Raw genomic sequence first — 13448 nt, 5'->3', positions numbered from 1 at the left:
CCCCGGCGGCCGCGGCCCGGCTCACCGCAGGGCTCAGCCGCCGCTGCCCGCACCGGAGCGGCAGTCGGGGTGCCCCCAGCCGTCCGGGTTCTTGGTGATGGGCTCGCCCTTCGCGTAGGAGCGCCCGCACCGGCAGCGTCCGGGGAACTTGGCGTGGAGCGTCCGCGTCGAGTTCCCCGAGGTGCGCCGCTTCGGCGAGGACGCCGACGCCGTCCTCGCCGCCCCGCCGGCGGCCGGCCGGCGGGATCCGGCGGGCTTGGCGGCGCCCGAGGAGGGCGGCGGCTCCGGGGAGCCGAGCTCGCTGCCGGCGGCCTCCTGGACGACCGCTGCCTGACTGGCGGCCCGGTCGGCGAGGTCGTTGAGCGGGTCGCCGTCCACTTGGTGCGCCGGCACATACCGGAACTCCACGGAGCGGCCCGTGAGCAGCGCGTCGATGCGCATCACGAGTTCCTGGTTGGCGACCGGCTTGCCCGCGGCGGTCTTCCACCCCTTGCGCTTCCAGCCGGGCAGCCAGGTGGTGACGGCCTTCATCGCGTACTGGGAGTCCATCCGGATCTCCAGGGCGTCGGCCGGATCGGTGGCGGCCAGCAGGCGTTCCAGGGCGGTGAGCTCCGCGACGTTGTTCGTCGCGGAGCCCAGCGGCCCGGCCTCCCACCGCACCACGGTTTCCGCACCGTCGGCGATGACCCAGGCCCAGCCCGCGGGCCCGGGGTTTCCTTTCGACGCGCCGTCACAGGCGGCGATCACGCGTTCAGCCATGGGCGCGATCATGCCAGCCGGAGACGCACCGGGCGAAGTCGCCTCCGCGGGGGCCGGTGCCGGGCCCGCCGCGGGCCCCTGTCCCCCACCGCAGCAGGGTCCCCGACGACGGGCCGGCGTCCGGCGGGCCGGCCCTGTTCCGTCGCCGTCCCGCGGGGCGCACCGGCGGTCCGGGTCAGTTGCCGGCTGCCTTCTCCGGGCGGAGTTCGCTGGGTCGTACGATCACGAAACCCTCGCCGTCGAGGCGGAGTTGGACGGCCTCGCCGGAGCCGCCGCGCAGCATCGAACCGAGGCTCTGCGAACGGTGCAGCGTCGTCTGCAGGCTGCTGCTCCAGCCGACCACGGCATCGGTGTCGACGAAGACCGGGGACTGCGGGGACACGGGTATGACCAGGGGGTTGCCCTCGCACATCACCGCCAGCTTGCCCTGTCCGCTGAAGACGGAGTTGAAGAGCCCGCCGCCGACCATGCCGGCGCCCTTGACGACCTTGATCTCGTAGGAGAGCGACGGGTCGAAGCACAGCACATTGCGGCCGTTGACGGTGATGCCGTCACCGGGGGCGAGGTCGATGACGAAGCAGTTGGCGGCCTCGTGCGCGAACCACACCTCGCCCCGGCCCCGTACGGCCATCAGCGCCAACCCCTCGCCGGTGACCGCGCGCTTGAGGAACTTGCCGACGCCCTGCCCCTGCTTCTCGAACTGCAGGTCGCCGCGGTAGGCGATCATCGAGCCCTGCCGTGCATAACACTCGCCGTCCAGGGCGTACTTGATGGACTTCGCGTTCTGCTGGATCATGCCGGGCGCGGTGGCGGGCGTGGCCATGTTCTCGGAGGAGAAGAGATCGCTGTTCATGGCCTGCATGCTAAGCGGGACGCGGACCGGGTACATCGAGAAGTCCGGCGGCGGACACGAGGCGGTGCGGGCCGCCCGGTGCGGGCCGCGGAGCGAGGCCGAAACCCGATCACACAAAATGTTGGCCTGTAAACAATGGGACACAAGAACACTCAAATTAGGTAAACCACAGCAGTCGGGCGCAACGTGCTCTAGCGTCACGTCCGAACACGGAGGCGGATTGGGTGGCCGGGGGGCTCCAGCCGCGCCGGAAGGTGAGGGGACGACCAAGTGGGGGGCCATGGGGTTGTTCGAAGCTGCCGGATCACGGGTGATGGAGTCACCCGCCGGAACAGCCGGATTAGAGCGTGCGCCGCAGCGCAGGGAGAAGGACGGGCACCGGTCGGCCGAGCGCCGGCTCGTGCGGCTGGCATGGGCCGTGGACGCCGTGGGCACCCTGGTGCCGGTCGGCGTGCTCGGTGCCGTGACACGGCAGCCGCAGCCGTGGCTCACGGCGGTGCTGGCCTGTCTTGCGTGGCTGGCGGTCGGCACAACGAAGAATCGTTACACCAGAGATGAACTGAGCGGGGGCGACGCGGCGCTGCCGGTCGTGCGGGACTGGCTGACCATGCTGGGCGTGCTGGCCGTCATCTGCGTCGGGGCACGGATCGACGCGGACCTCGAGGTCTGTGTGCTCGCGCTGCTGCCCTGCCTGGGGCTGAGCGTGGCCCGGCGCAAGCTCGTACACCGGTATCTGCTGGCGATGCGCCGCCGTGCGCAGGCGTTGCGACGCGTCCTGGTCGTCGGGGAGGCGGGCGCCGTCGATGTGGTGCTCGCGGAGCTGGCGCACCGCACGGACCACGAATACGTGGTCGTCGGCAGCTGCCTCGTCGGCGAGGAGGCCACCGACTCGGCGCTGCCCGTGGCCGCGCGGATCGCCTCCGACGGGGAGTCGCCCGAAGGGGCGCTGGACGGGGAGACCGTCCTGCGGTGCGCCGCGGAACTCGATGCCGATCTCGTCTTCGTGGCACCGGGACGTCGGCTCTCGGCGTCGCGGGTACGGCGGCTGGCCTGGGCGTTGCACGACGAGGGGCGGAATCTGGCCATACTTCCTGGGCTGATCGACGTCTCACAGCACCGGGTCCGGCTGGCCAAGGCGGCGGGCCTGACCCTGATGCACATCGACCCGGCGGCGCGACGGGGGCTGCCGGTGCTGCTGAAGCAGGCCACCGACCGGCTGGGGGCCCTGCTGCTGCTGGTACTGCTCGCGCCGGTGTTCGCCACGGTGGCGGCGGCCATACGGCTCACCACTGCGGGCCCGGTGTTCTACTGGCAGGTCCGGGTCGGCAGGGATCTGACGCCGTTTCGGATGTGGAAGTTCCGCACGATGGTGGTCGCCGCCGACCGGATGCGGGCCGCGCTGGAGTCGGCCAACGAGAACGACGGGGCGATGTTCAAGATCCGGCGGGATCCGCGGGTGACCCGGGTGGGCCGGCTGCTGCGGCGCTTCTCCCTGGACGAACTGCCCCAGCTCTTCAACGTCCTGGCCGGCCATATGTCCTTGGTCGGCCCGCGGCCGCCGCTTCCCGAGGAGGTCGAGCGGTACGACGGGACCGAGATCCGCCGGTTGTCCGTCAAGCCGGGGCTGACCGGCCTGTGGCAGGTCAGCGGGCGGTCCGACCTCTCGTGGGACGAGACCGTGGCGCTGGACCTGAGCTATGTGGACAACTGGTCCTACGGCAGCGACATCGGTGTGCTGGTGCGGACCGTGCGCGCCGTGGTGGACGGGCGCGGTGCCTACTAGGGAAACAGGGCTCCGGTGTGCGGCCGGCGCCTCGCCGAGGGGCGGGCGCCGGCCGCGCACCAGGGGACGGGTCTCACACCCGGGCCGTCTCCTCCTGCCACGCCCGGTAGGTGCGGGCGATGCCCTCGGCCAGCGGGATGGTGGGCGACCAGCCCAGTGCACGCATCCTGCTGATGTCGAGCAGCTTGCGCGGGGTGCCGTCGGGGCGGGACGGGTCGAAGGAGATCCGTCCCTCGTATCCGACCGCGGAGGCGACACAGGAGGCGAGTTCGGCGATGGTCAGGTCCTCGCCGCAGCCGACGTTGACGGTGTCGTCGCCGTCATAGCGGCGCAGCAGCACCTCGCAGGCCGCGGCCAGGTCGTCGACGTGCAGGAACTCGCGCAGCGGGGTGCCGGTGCCCCAGAGGGTGAGTTCTGCCTGCCCCTTCTCCTTCGCCTCGTGGAAGCGGCGGATGAGCGCGGGCAGGACGTGCGAGGTCTCCAGGTCGAAGTTGTCGCCGGGTCCGTAGAGGTTGGTCGGCATGGCGGAGATGAAGGAGGCTCCGTACTGCCGGCGGTAGGAGCGGATCTGGACCAGTCCGGCGATCTTGGCTATCGCGTACGCCTCGTTGGTGGGCTCCAACGGCCCGCTCAGCAGGGCGTCCTCGGTGATGGGCTGCGCGGCGTGCTTGGGGTAGATGCAGCTCGATCCGAGGAACAGCAGCCGGCGGACCCCGGCCTGGTGCGCACCCGCGATGACGCTGAGCTGGATGCTCAGGTTGTCCTCCAGGAACTGCACGGGGTAGGTGCTGTTGGCCATGATTCCGCCGACTTTGGCGGCCGCCAGGACGACGGCATCGGGCCGGGCGGCGCGCAGGAACTCCGCGGTGGCATCGGCGTCACGCAGGTCGAGCTCCGCGTGCGTACGGGTCACCACGTCATAGCCCTGGGCGGTCAGCCGCCGGGCCACGGCGGATCCCACCAGGCCTCGGTGGCCCGCGACGAAGACGCGGGCGGGTGTGGGCAGCAAGTCATCCATGGGGCGGATTGTGTCAGTCATCCCGATACGTCCACCGGCTATTTCAGGAAATACCTGCTGCTCTCCGCCCTCGACCACCGGTCGGGGAGCGGGTAGCGTCCACGCCCCCGCGGTCCGCCGGCGCGTGGGAAATCCATTGATCGATCCCGATGTACATCACTTCTCGTGGGGGGAAGCCATGCCGAAAACCGCGGTCATCACCGGAATCACCGGACAGGACGGTTCCTATCTTGCCGAATTGCTGCTCGGTAAGGGCTATGAGGTGCACGGGCTGATGAGACGCTCGTCGAGCTTCAACACCGAGCGCATCGACCACATCTACCAGGACCCGCACACCCCGGACCGCAGACTGGTGCTGCACCACTGCGACCTCTCGGACGGGGTCGCCCTGGTGAACCTGCTGCGTGATGTGCGACCCGACGAGGTCTACAACCTCGGGGCCCAGTCCCATGTCCGGGTCTCCTTCGACGCGCCCCTGTACACCGGCGACGTGACCGGGCTGGGCGCCGTACGGCTGCTGGAGGCCATCCGCGCCAGCGGGGTGCAGACCCGGCTCTACCAGGCCTCGTCCTCGGAGATGTTCGGCGCCACCCCGCCGCCGCAGAACGAGGCGACGCCCTTCCATCCGCGCAGCCCGTACGGCTGCGCCAAGGTCATGGCCTACTGGTCCACGGTCAACTACCGCGAGGCGTACGGCCTGTTCGGCGTCAACGGCATCCTCTTCAACCACGAGAGCCCGCGGCGGGGCGAGACCTTCGTCACCCGCAAGATAACCCGCGCGGTGGCCCGCATCCAGGCAGGACTGCAGGAGCACCTCTACCTGGGCAACCTCGACGCCGTCCGCGACTGGGGCTACGCCCCGGAGTACGTCGAGGCCATGTGGCTGATGCTCCAGCAGGACGAGCCGGACGACTATGTGGTGGCGACGGGTGTGGCCGCGACGGTGCGCGACTTCCTGCAGGCCGCCTTCGCCACGGTGGACCTGGACTGGGAGCGCTATGTGCGCTTCGATCCGAAGTACGAGCGCCCCTCGGAGGTGGATGCGCTCATCGGCGACGCGTCCAAGGCCAAGAGCCTGCTGGACTGGTCGGCGAAGGTGCAGTTCGACGAACTCGCCCGGATCATGGTCGAGTCGGACGTACGGCAGCTGGCGGACGAGCTCTCCGGCCACCGGGTGCGGGTGGACCGATGACGGCTCCCGCCACCGCCCGCCGGCTGAGCGGATTCAGCGGCGCCGGCTACGACAAGGGCCGGGGGCTGCTGACCCAGGCCGCCTGGTTCGCCGTGCTCAACCTCGTGTTCATGAAGTGGTGGTTCCCGCCGCGGCTGCGGCCCCCGCTGCTGCGGGCGTTCGGCGCCCGCGTCGGCGAACGGGTGCTGATACGGCACCGGGTGCGGGTGCAGTGGCCGTGGAAACTGTCGGTCGGCGACGACGTCTGGATCGGCGAGGACTCCTGGCTGATCAACCTGGAACCGATCAGCATCGCCGGGGACGTCTGTGTCTCCCAGGGCGCCGTGCTGTGCACCGGAAGCCACCAACGGCGCTCGCCCACCTTCGAGTTCGACAACGCGCCGATCCATCTGGCGGAGGGGTCCTGGGTGGCCGCCCGCGCCATGGTGCTGCGCGGCGTCACCGTCGGGGCGGGAGCGGTGGTCGGCGCCGGCGCGGTGGCCCACCGCGATGTGCCGCCGGGTGCCGTGCACACCACCGGGGGTGCGGCATGAGGATCACCCATGTCGTGACCCTGGTCAGCGACGACGGGGCGTACGGCGGTCCGGTGAGCGTGGCCACCGGGCAGCTGGGCGAACTGGCCTCGCGCGGCCACGAGGTGGAGCTGGTCTCGCTGTGGCGGGGGCGGGGCGCGCCCCCGCGGTCGGTGGACGGGGTGCCGCTGCGTGCCCGGCCGGCCCGCACCCTGGTACCGGGGCAGGGCTTCCTCGGCCTGTTCCACCCGGGACTGGTGCCGCTGCTCTGGCGGAGCGTCGGCCGGGCCGAGGCGCTGCATCTGCACGCCGGGCGCGATCTGGTCTCACTGGCCGCGCTCGCGGTGGCCGCGGTGCGCCGCAGGCCCTTCGTGGTGCAGACGCACGGCATGGTCCAGCCGCGTGGCTCCATGGTGGCCCGGTTCTTCGACCGGGTGTATGTCCCGCTGCTGCGCCGGGCGGCGGCGGCACTGGTCCTCACCGACGAGGAGGAGGCCGGGCTGCGCCGGGTGCTGGGGCCGCGCGGGCCGCGCCTGGTCAGGCTGCCCAACGGGGTCCGCGCCCGGCCCGGTCCCGGGGACCGGAGCGAAACGGATGTGCTCTTCCTCGCCCGTCTGCAGAGCCGCAAACGGCCCGAGGCCTTCGTGCGGATGGCGGCGCTGGTGCACCGCAAGCGGCCCGAGGTGTCCTTCACCGTGCACGGTTCGGACGAGGGGCGGCTCACGGAGGTCCGGCGGCTGATCGCCGACGAGGGGCTCGGCGAGGTGGTGACGTACGGCGGGGCTCTCGATCACGATGCCGCCGTGCGCCGGACCGCGCGGGCCACGGTCTACGTCCTGCCCAGCGTCGACGAGCCGTTCCCGATGAGCGTGCTGGAGTCCTTGGCGGTGGGCACACCGGTGGTCTGCACGGACAGCTGCGGTATCGCCCCGGCCCTCCGGCAGCGCGAGGCCGCTCTCGTGACCGACGGTTCGCCGGAGCAGTTGGCGGACGCGGTGCTGCGGCTCCTGGAGGACCCTCCCCTGCGCGAGCGCGTCACCCGCGCCGGCCGGGCGGCCCTCGAAGCGGAGTTCTCGCTCGCCGCCGTCACCGACCGGCTGGAGGAGCGGTACGCCGCCCTCCTGCGGTGATCCGGGGCGGCGGGGACGGGCACCGCCCCCGCCGCCTCCGGCTACCGGCCGGCCTTCGCGGTCCGCAGCAGCGCGGTGATCCGCTCCAGGCCGGCCCGGCTGCTCAGCCGCTGCTCGACGTACTCCGGGCCGCGGGCCCCGAGCCGGGCCGCCCGCGCGGGGTCGTCGGCGAGTGCCCGGACCTCCGCGAGCAGCGCCTTCGGGTCCTCCGGCGCGATCACCGACCCGGCGCCCGAGCGCAGCACCTCCTGGGCGGTGCCCCCTTCGGCGGCCACCGAGGCGATCACCGGCCGGCCCGTCATGAAGTACGAGGTCAGCTTGGACGGCAGGCTCATGTCCAGCACCGAGGCCTTCTGGGTCACCGCGAGCACATCGGCGGCGGCGAGCACCTCGGGGAACTCCGCGGTGTCGGCGGGCGGCAGGAAGGACAGCGAGGAGACGCCCGCGGCGAGCCGTTGCAGGTGGGCGCGCTGGTTGCCGTCGCCCATCAGCACGAACCGTACGGGCGCGGCCTCCTGACCGGCGAGTCTGGCGGCCTCGACCAGGACCTCCAGCCCCTGTTTCAGGCCCATGTTGCCGGCGTGCAGCACCACCGTCTCCCGGTCGGACCAGCCCAGCCGCGCCCGGGTCCGTTCCCGGTCGCCGCTCGGGCCCTGCACATGCGTCCAGTTGGGCACCACATGCACCCGGGAGCGCGGCACGCCCATCGCGGTGACCCGGTCCACGAACGACTCGTGCACCACCCCGACGACGGCTGCCCCGCGCAGGACCCTGGCCTCCACCGCCCCGGCCAGGGCGGCGGCCCGGCCGCCGCCCTGGATGCCGCTCTGTTCGGCGGCGGCCCCCATCAGGTCCTGGACGACCACGACATGGGGCACCCCCGCCTGCCGTGCCAGGCGCCCGCCCAGCACTCCCCCGGCCAGGCTGGGCATCTGGGTGAGCACCACGTCGGGGCGGATGCGCGGGGGTGCCACGGCACCGTGCGCCAGGATGCTGGCCTCGAACAGCGCCCGGCGCAGGGCGGTCTGACGCGGCGGCACGGTGTGGCGCCGGCGGTGCACCGTGACCCCGCCGCGGCGCTCGCGTATCCGCCATCGGCCGCGGTAGCCCTCGGCCACCCGCCAGGCGGGGTAGTGCGGCATGCCCGCGAGGACATGGGTGTCGGCTCCGGATGCGGCAAGGTGCTCGGCTATCTGTGTCGAGTACGGCCCTATGCCGGTGTGTTCGGGCGCGTAGTTGGTGGAGACCACCAGCACGCACCGGCCCGCGAACGAGTCTTCCAAGACTGGCCCCCTCTGGATGTGCGGTCATCGTAGGAGCCCGCCGGGGCCCGCGGGCTGTGAATTGCGTTGCGATTGTGTCCCGAAGGCGACCTTGTTTTCCCGATGTCCCTTAGATTGTGGTCGCTGGTGGGGAGTTGGGGGGAGGTGGGTCGATGACGTACGGGAAGCGTCCGGGCGCCGTGGCGCCGGTGCGGGGCATCGCCGCACTGTGCTGCTGGGCGCTGCTGCTCGTGGTGCTGCTGCCGGTGCTGATCCTGCAGTCGACGGACGCCCGCTTCGGCGCCGCGCTCGCCCTGCAGTGCGTGGTGGTGGTGCACACCGGTGCGGCGCTGGCCCGGGTGCTGACCGATGTCCGGGCCCGGGTGATCGCCTTCGGTTTCTGGCTCTTTTCCTACGTCTGGCTGGGACTGGCGCCACTGGCCATGCTCGCGACGGACGCCTATCCGCGGGGGTTCATGGTCGACGCGAACACCGCGTTCCTGACAACGGCCGTGGTGGAGGCGGGACTTCTGGCCTACAGCGGGGGCTCGGCACTGGCGTCCTGGCGGTCGGCGCGCTCCTCGGCGGTCCTCGAACCGCTGCTGGCCCGCCGGCTGTCGGCGGTGCGGGTGCTGCTGCTGTGCGGCGTGGCACTGCTGCTGGCCGTCGCGCTCATTCCCGGCCAGGGCGGGCTGTCGGCGTTCTTCCTCAGCCGGCAGGCGGCCAACGAGGCGGCGGCAGCGGCGGAACCGGCCGCGTCGGCGGACCGTGCCATGGCGGCCTGGGCGCTGTCGGTACCGGCGTTCTGGGCGCTGGTGGCGCTGGTGCACGTGCCGCGGTTCTCCGAGGGCGACCGGACCCTGCGCGGCTTGCGCTGGCTGCTGCTGCCGCTGCTGATCGCGGTGAACGTCGTGGTCAACAACCCCATCAGCCAGCCGCGCTTCTGGGCCGGTACGGTCCTGCTGGCGCTGGTCTTCAGCGCGTCCTGGCTGCGCGGGCCGCGGGCCTTCCGCTTCGGCGCGGCGGCCGTGGCGGCCGTGGTGCTGGTGGTCTTCCCGTACAGCGACTACTTCCGCTACGACAAGCGCGAGCCCGTCCATGTGGTCTCGCTCGCCGAGCAGTTCACCTCCAACGGCGACTACGACGCCTTCCAGCAGATCGAGACGGGTGTGGACTACGTCCGTACCCATGGCTTCACGCCGACGGCCGCGCTGGGGCCGCCGCTGTTCTTCGTGCCGCGCGCCGTCTGGCCCGGCAAGCCCGACGACGCGGGCATCCTGCTCGCCCGGCACGCGGGCTACACCTTCACCAATCTGTCCGCGCCGCTGTGGGTCGAGACCTATATGTGGGCCGGCTTCCCGTCGGTCATCGCCGTCTTCGGGCTGATCGGCGCGGTCGGGCGGCGCATCGACCACCTCCGGCACCGGCTGCGGCGGCAACGCGGCACCCTCGCGGCGCTGGTGGTGCCCGCCTTCGGCTTCTACCAGCTGGTGTTGTTGCGCGGCAGTCTGATGGCCATCGTGGGACCGCTCGCACTGCTGGTGTGCATCCCGCTGCTGATCACCCGTAAACCGGGACGGCGGGTCCTGCCGCCGTCCGCACAGGAGTCCGCGTGCGCACCGACGTCCTCGGAGCACCGCGCCGCCTCACCTCTACCCACAGGAGGAGCACGTACGTGAGCGTCTTCGACGAGCCTGCGGAGGAGCCGGACCAGATCCGTGACCAGCTGCGCCAGCTCTTCCGGTATCGCGCCCTGCTCGTACTCGGGCTGGTACTGGGCATGCTCGGCGGTGGCGCCGTGTCCCTGCTCGGCGGCTCCACCTATACGGCGACCGGTGAGGTCGTGGTGCATGCGATCAGTACGGCGCCGTTCGAGGCCGGCGGGGTCTCGGTCGACAAGCAGATCAGCATGGGCACCGAGCGGCAGATCGCCCAGAGCGCCTCGGTCGCGGCCGGCGCGGCCAAGGCCCTCAAGTTGGACACCGACCCGGCCGCGCTCCAGCGCGACCTGCGGGTGAGCAATCCGCCCGAGACCCAGACCCTGATGTTCGAGTACAGCGCGGACACCGCGGACCGGGCGTCCGCGCTCGTCAACGCCTTTGTGCACGCGTACCTCGACTACCGTCAGGACGCCGCGACCCAGCGGATCGACAAGACCGTCAGCAAGCTGGGCACGGAACTGAAGCCGCTTCAGGAGCAGCGCAAGGTGCTCGACCGGCGGATCGCCGGGGCGAGCGGGTCGGGGCGGGCCACCGACGAGTCCGAGCGCAGCAACCTGGTGTCGGAGATAGCGGATCTGCAGGGGCGGATCTCCAGCCTCAAGTCCCTCGACACCACTCCCGGCGACATCGTCCGCAAGGGCGACCCGCCGGCCTTCCCCTCCAGTCCCGGTCTCACCCTGCTGCTGCTCGCCGGCGCCGTGATCGGTCTGGTGCTCGGCATCCTGGCGGCGTGGGTCCGCTCGGTACTGGAGCCGCGGGTCCGGTCGGTGGCGGACGTGCAGGACAACCTGCGGGCGCCGGTGCTCGGCATCCTGCCGCGCCGCCAGGGAGGTGCGGAGCTGCTGGAGGTCGGCCGGGGCGGCCGCGGCAACCGGGCCGAGGCCTACCGCACGATCGCCTTCCGGCTGGTGCACGACCAGCGGTTCGCCGGGCGGGGCAGCCTGCTGATCGTCGCCCCGCGGGAGAACGCGGACGCCGTCTCGGTCGCGGTCAACCTGGCCGCCGCCTTCGCCGAGATCGGCAACGACATCCTGCTGGTCGAGGCGGATCTGCGCACGCCCGGGCTCGCCCAGCGGCTGCCGGTGCACCCCGGCCACGGCCGGCCGGTGCCGGGCAGTTGGGCGGAGGGCGAGCGGCTCCCCGTGGACGCCGGAGTCGACGGGCGCTTCGATCTGCTGCCCGGCCGGGAGGTGCCCAACCCGGCGCGCACCCTGTCCTCACCGCAGTTCGCCCGGCTGCTCAACGCGCCGTCGGGGCCGAACGAGAACGTCGTGGTGTTCACGGGTCCGCTGCTGTCGCACGCGGACGGGCTGGCCGTCGCCAAGCAGGCCGCGGGCGTCGTGGTGGTCTGTGATCTGAACGAGGTCCGCCGGGACGACCTGGACCGGGTGTGGGAGCTGATCACCACGGCCGGCGGGCACATCCTGGGTGCCGTCCTGGACAAGGGCAGCCACGGGCCGGCGCTGCGCCGGCTGTCGGACGGCGGGCCCACCCACCGCAAGCGCGGCCGGGGCCGTGGGCGCCCCGCCGTGACGCCGCCGCCCGCGCTGCCCGGCCCGCCGCCGCCCGCCGCCGGCTCCGCGCCGGCGGGCAGAGGACCCCTCGACGCCGACACCACCTCGCTGCGCAGGTGACGGCCATCCGTCCGGCGGGCTCCGACCGGCCCGCGCCGACGGTCCCCGGGCCGTCCGCGGGCGGCGGGCGCGGTGTCGCCACCACCGCCCGCGGCAGTCTCTTCGGCCTGGCGGGCTCGGCGGCGAACGCGCTGTTCGGGTTCGTGCTCGTCGCCGTCGTCACCCATGGGCTGGGGGCCCGCGGGGCCGGCGCGGTCTTCACCGGTGTCGCGGCGTTCACCATCTTGAGCAATGCGCTGAAGCTGGGGGCCGACACCGCCCTGGTCCGCTTCGTCTCCCGCGACCTCGAACTCAGCGGCGGGGGCGGCGTGCCCGGGCTGCTGCGGATCTCGGTGCTGCCGACGCTGCTGGCGAGCGCGGCGGGGGCGGCCGTGCTGGTGTGCGCCCCGGGGCTCGCCGGGCTGCTGCTGCCCGACCTGGATCCGGGGCAGGCCGCCGCGCTGATCCGGCTGTTCGCGGCGTTCCTGCCGGTGACGACGGTCGCGCTGGTGCTGCTCGGGGCCACCCGGGGGTACGGCTCGGTGGTCCCGTTCGTGGGCGTGGAGCAGATCGGCAAGCCGATTCTGCGGGTCCTGCTCGCGGTGCCGCTGGTCCTCCTCGCACCGAGTGTGGGCGCGCTCTCGGCGGCCTGGCTGGTGCCGGGGGTGCTGGGTCTGGTGGCCGCCTGCGTCTCGCTGCGCAGGTCCCGCCGGACGCATCCCGGTACCGGCCGACCGCCGCCGCAGGTACGGGAGTTCTGGGCGTTCGCCGGTCCCCGGGCCATCTCGTCGGTGTTCGACATCACCGCGGTGTGGACCGGAGTGATCCTGCTGTCGGCGCTGGGCACCGCCGCCGAGGCCGGCGTCTACACCGCGATCGGGCGGCTGGTCACGGCGGGGACGCTGCTCCAACTGGCGATCCGGCTGGCGGTGGCACCGCAGATCAGCCGGCTGCTCGCGGGCGGCGACGCACCCGGCGCGCACCATCTGCACCGGCTGTCGACCCGCTGGATCGCGCTCTTCTCCTGGCCGGTGTTCCTGGTCCTCGGGGGCTACCCGCGGACCGTGCTGTCGCTCTTCGGTCCGGGCTTCTCCGACGGCGCGGCGGGCCTGGTGGTACTGGCGGCGGCCTGTCTGGTCAACGTCGGCGTGGGCAACGCGCAGACGGTCATCCTCATGGCCGGGCGGAGTGTCTGGAATCTGGCTGTCGCCGGGTCCGCGTTCGTGGTCCAACTGGGCAGCGCCGTGTGGCTGGTTCCGCGGTACGGGGTGCTGGGCGCGGCGGTCTCCTGGGCTCTGGCGATCGTCGTGGACAACGGCGCCTCGGCGCTGCTGGCCCGCTACCGGCTGGGCTTTCGCACCGTCGACCGCGGCTATCTGTGCGCCGCGCTGGTCGGCCTCGGGTCGGTGGCGCTCCCGGTGTGCGCCATGCGGACGCTATTCGGCGACAGCGTTCCTGGTCTCTTCTTGGGAATTGTTTTGTCGATTGGGGCTTTCGGGGCCGCCGTCTGGCGCTATCGTTTGCCGCTGGGGGTAGGGGAGTTCTTCGGGGCGCTACGCAAGCGTGGTTCGGAAAACTCGCGATGAACCGTGGACTCATTTCCGC

The 13448-nt window shown here is 72.3% G+C and carries 11 protein-coding genes; 7 read left to right on the top strand and 4 right to left on the bottom strand.

What is annotated here, in order from left to right:
* Positions 1-33: 33 nt before the first annotated feature.
* Together AB0411_RS06505 and AB0411_RS06500 are read right to left on the bottom strand one after the other, a co-directional pair.
* Positions 34-771 (bottom strand): ribonuclease H family protein, encoded by a 738-nt coding sequence (locus tag AB0411_RS06505; protein ID WP_366416103.1) that lies wholly within the window; start codon positions 769-771, stop codon positions 34-36.
* A gap of 163 nt (positions 772-934) precedes the next feature.
* Positions 935-1612 carry an AIM24 family protein gene (locus AB0411_RS06500; protein ID WP_366416102.1) on the bottom strand — a complete coding sequence of 226 codons (678 nt, stop codon included), beginning with the start codon at positions 1610-1612 and terminating at the stop codon, positions 935-937.
* 313 nt (positions 1613-1925) lie between these two features.
* Between AB0411_RS06500 and AB0411_RS06495 the strand changes: the two genes are divergently transcribed.
* Positions 1926-3395: a sugar transferase gene (locus tag AB0411_RS06495; RefSeq protein ID WP_366416101.1), complete on the top strand. Its 1470-nt coding sequence runs from the start codon at positions 1926-1928 to the stop codon at positions 3393-3395.
* A gap of 73 nt (positions 3396-3468) precedes the next feature.
* Here AB0411_RS06495 and AB0411_RS06490 read toward each other — a convergent pair whose 3' ends face one another.
* Entirely contained in the window at positions 3469-4413 is a 945-nt protein-coding gene (locus AB0411_RS06490) for a GDP-L-fucose synthase family protein (RefSeq protein ID WP_366416100.1), read from the bottom strand.
* 178 nt (positions 4414-4591) lie between these two features.
* Here AB0411_RS06490 and gmd point away from each other — a divergent pair, with 178 nt between their 5' ends.
* Genes gmd through AB0411_RS06475 form a run of 3 tightly spaced genes read left to right on the top strand, consistent with a single transcriptional unit; the run spans position 4592 to position 7247 of the window.
* Positions 4592-5605 carry a GDP-mannose 4,6-dehydratase gene (gene gmd, locus AB0411_RS06485; RefSeq protein ID WP_366416099.1) on the top strand — a complete coding sequence of 338 codons (1014 nt, stop codon included), beginning with the start codon at positions 4592-4594 and terminating at the stop codon, positions 5603-5605.
* Complete coding sequence (locus AB0411_RS06480; protein ID WP_366416098.1) at positions 5602-6138, top strand: putative colanic acid biosynthesis acetyltransferase; 537 nt, start codon at positions 5602-5604, stop codon at positions 6136-6138. Before gmd ends, AB0411_RS06480 begins: the two co-directional genes overlap by 4 nt.
* Complete coding sequence (locus tag AB0411_RS06475) at positions 6135-7247, top strand: glycosyltransferase (RefSeq protein ID WP_366416097.1); 1113 nt, start codon at positions 6135-6137, stop codon at positions 7245-7247. The genes AB0411_RS06480 and AB0411_RS06475 overlap by 4 nt, the downstream gene beginning before the upstream one ends.
* 41 nt (positions 7248-7288) lie before the next feature.
* Here AB0411_RS06475 and AB0411_RS06470 read toward each other — a convergent pair whose 3' ends face one another.
* Positions 7289-8497 (bottom strand): glycosyltransferase, encoded by a 1209-nt coding sequence (locus AB0411_RS06470; protein ID WP_366416317.1) that lies wholly within the window; start codon positions 8495-8497, stop codon positions 7289-7291.
* A gap of 185 nt (positions 8498-8682) precedes the next feature.
* Here AB0411_RS06470 and AB0411_RS06465 point away from each other — a divergent pair, with 185 nt between their 5' ends.
* The 3 genes from AB0411_RS06465 to AB0411_RS06455 are packed head-to-tail and all read left to right on the top strand — an operon-like array spanning position 8683 to position 13429.
* Positions 8683-10188: a hypothetical protein gene (locus AB0411_RS06465; protein ID WP_366416096.1), complete on the top strand. Its 1506-nt coding sequence runs from the start codon at positions 8683-8685 to the stop codon at positions 10186-10188.
* Complete coding sequence (locus AB0411_RS06460) at positions 10185-11864, top strand: polysaccharide biosynthesis tyrosine autokinase (protein ID WP_366416095.1); 1680 nt, start codon at positions 10185-10187, stop codon at positions 11862-11864. Before AB0411_RS06465 ends, AB0411_RS06460 begins: the two co-directional genes overlap by 4 nt.
* On the top strand, positions 11861-13429 hold the full coding sequence (locus tag AB0411_RS06455; protein WP_366416094.1) for an oligosaccharide flippase family protein: 1569 nt from the start codon (positions 11861-11863) through the stop codon (positions 13427-13429). The genes AB0411_RS06460 and AB0411_RS06455 overlap by 4 nt, the downstream gene beginning before the upstream one ends.
* The last annotated feature ends 19 nt before the right edge of the window (positions 13430-13448 follow it).

It is taken from the genome of Streptomyces angustmyceticus (genome assembly GCF_040701845.1).
In the GTDB taxonomy this organism is placed as follows: domain Bacteria; phylum Actinomycetota; class Actinomycetes; order Streptomycetales; family Streptomycetaceae; genus Streptomyces; species Streptomyces angustmyceticus_A.
This window is presented reverse-complemented; position numbering and strand designations above follow the sequence as displayed.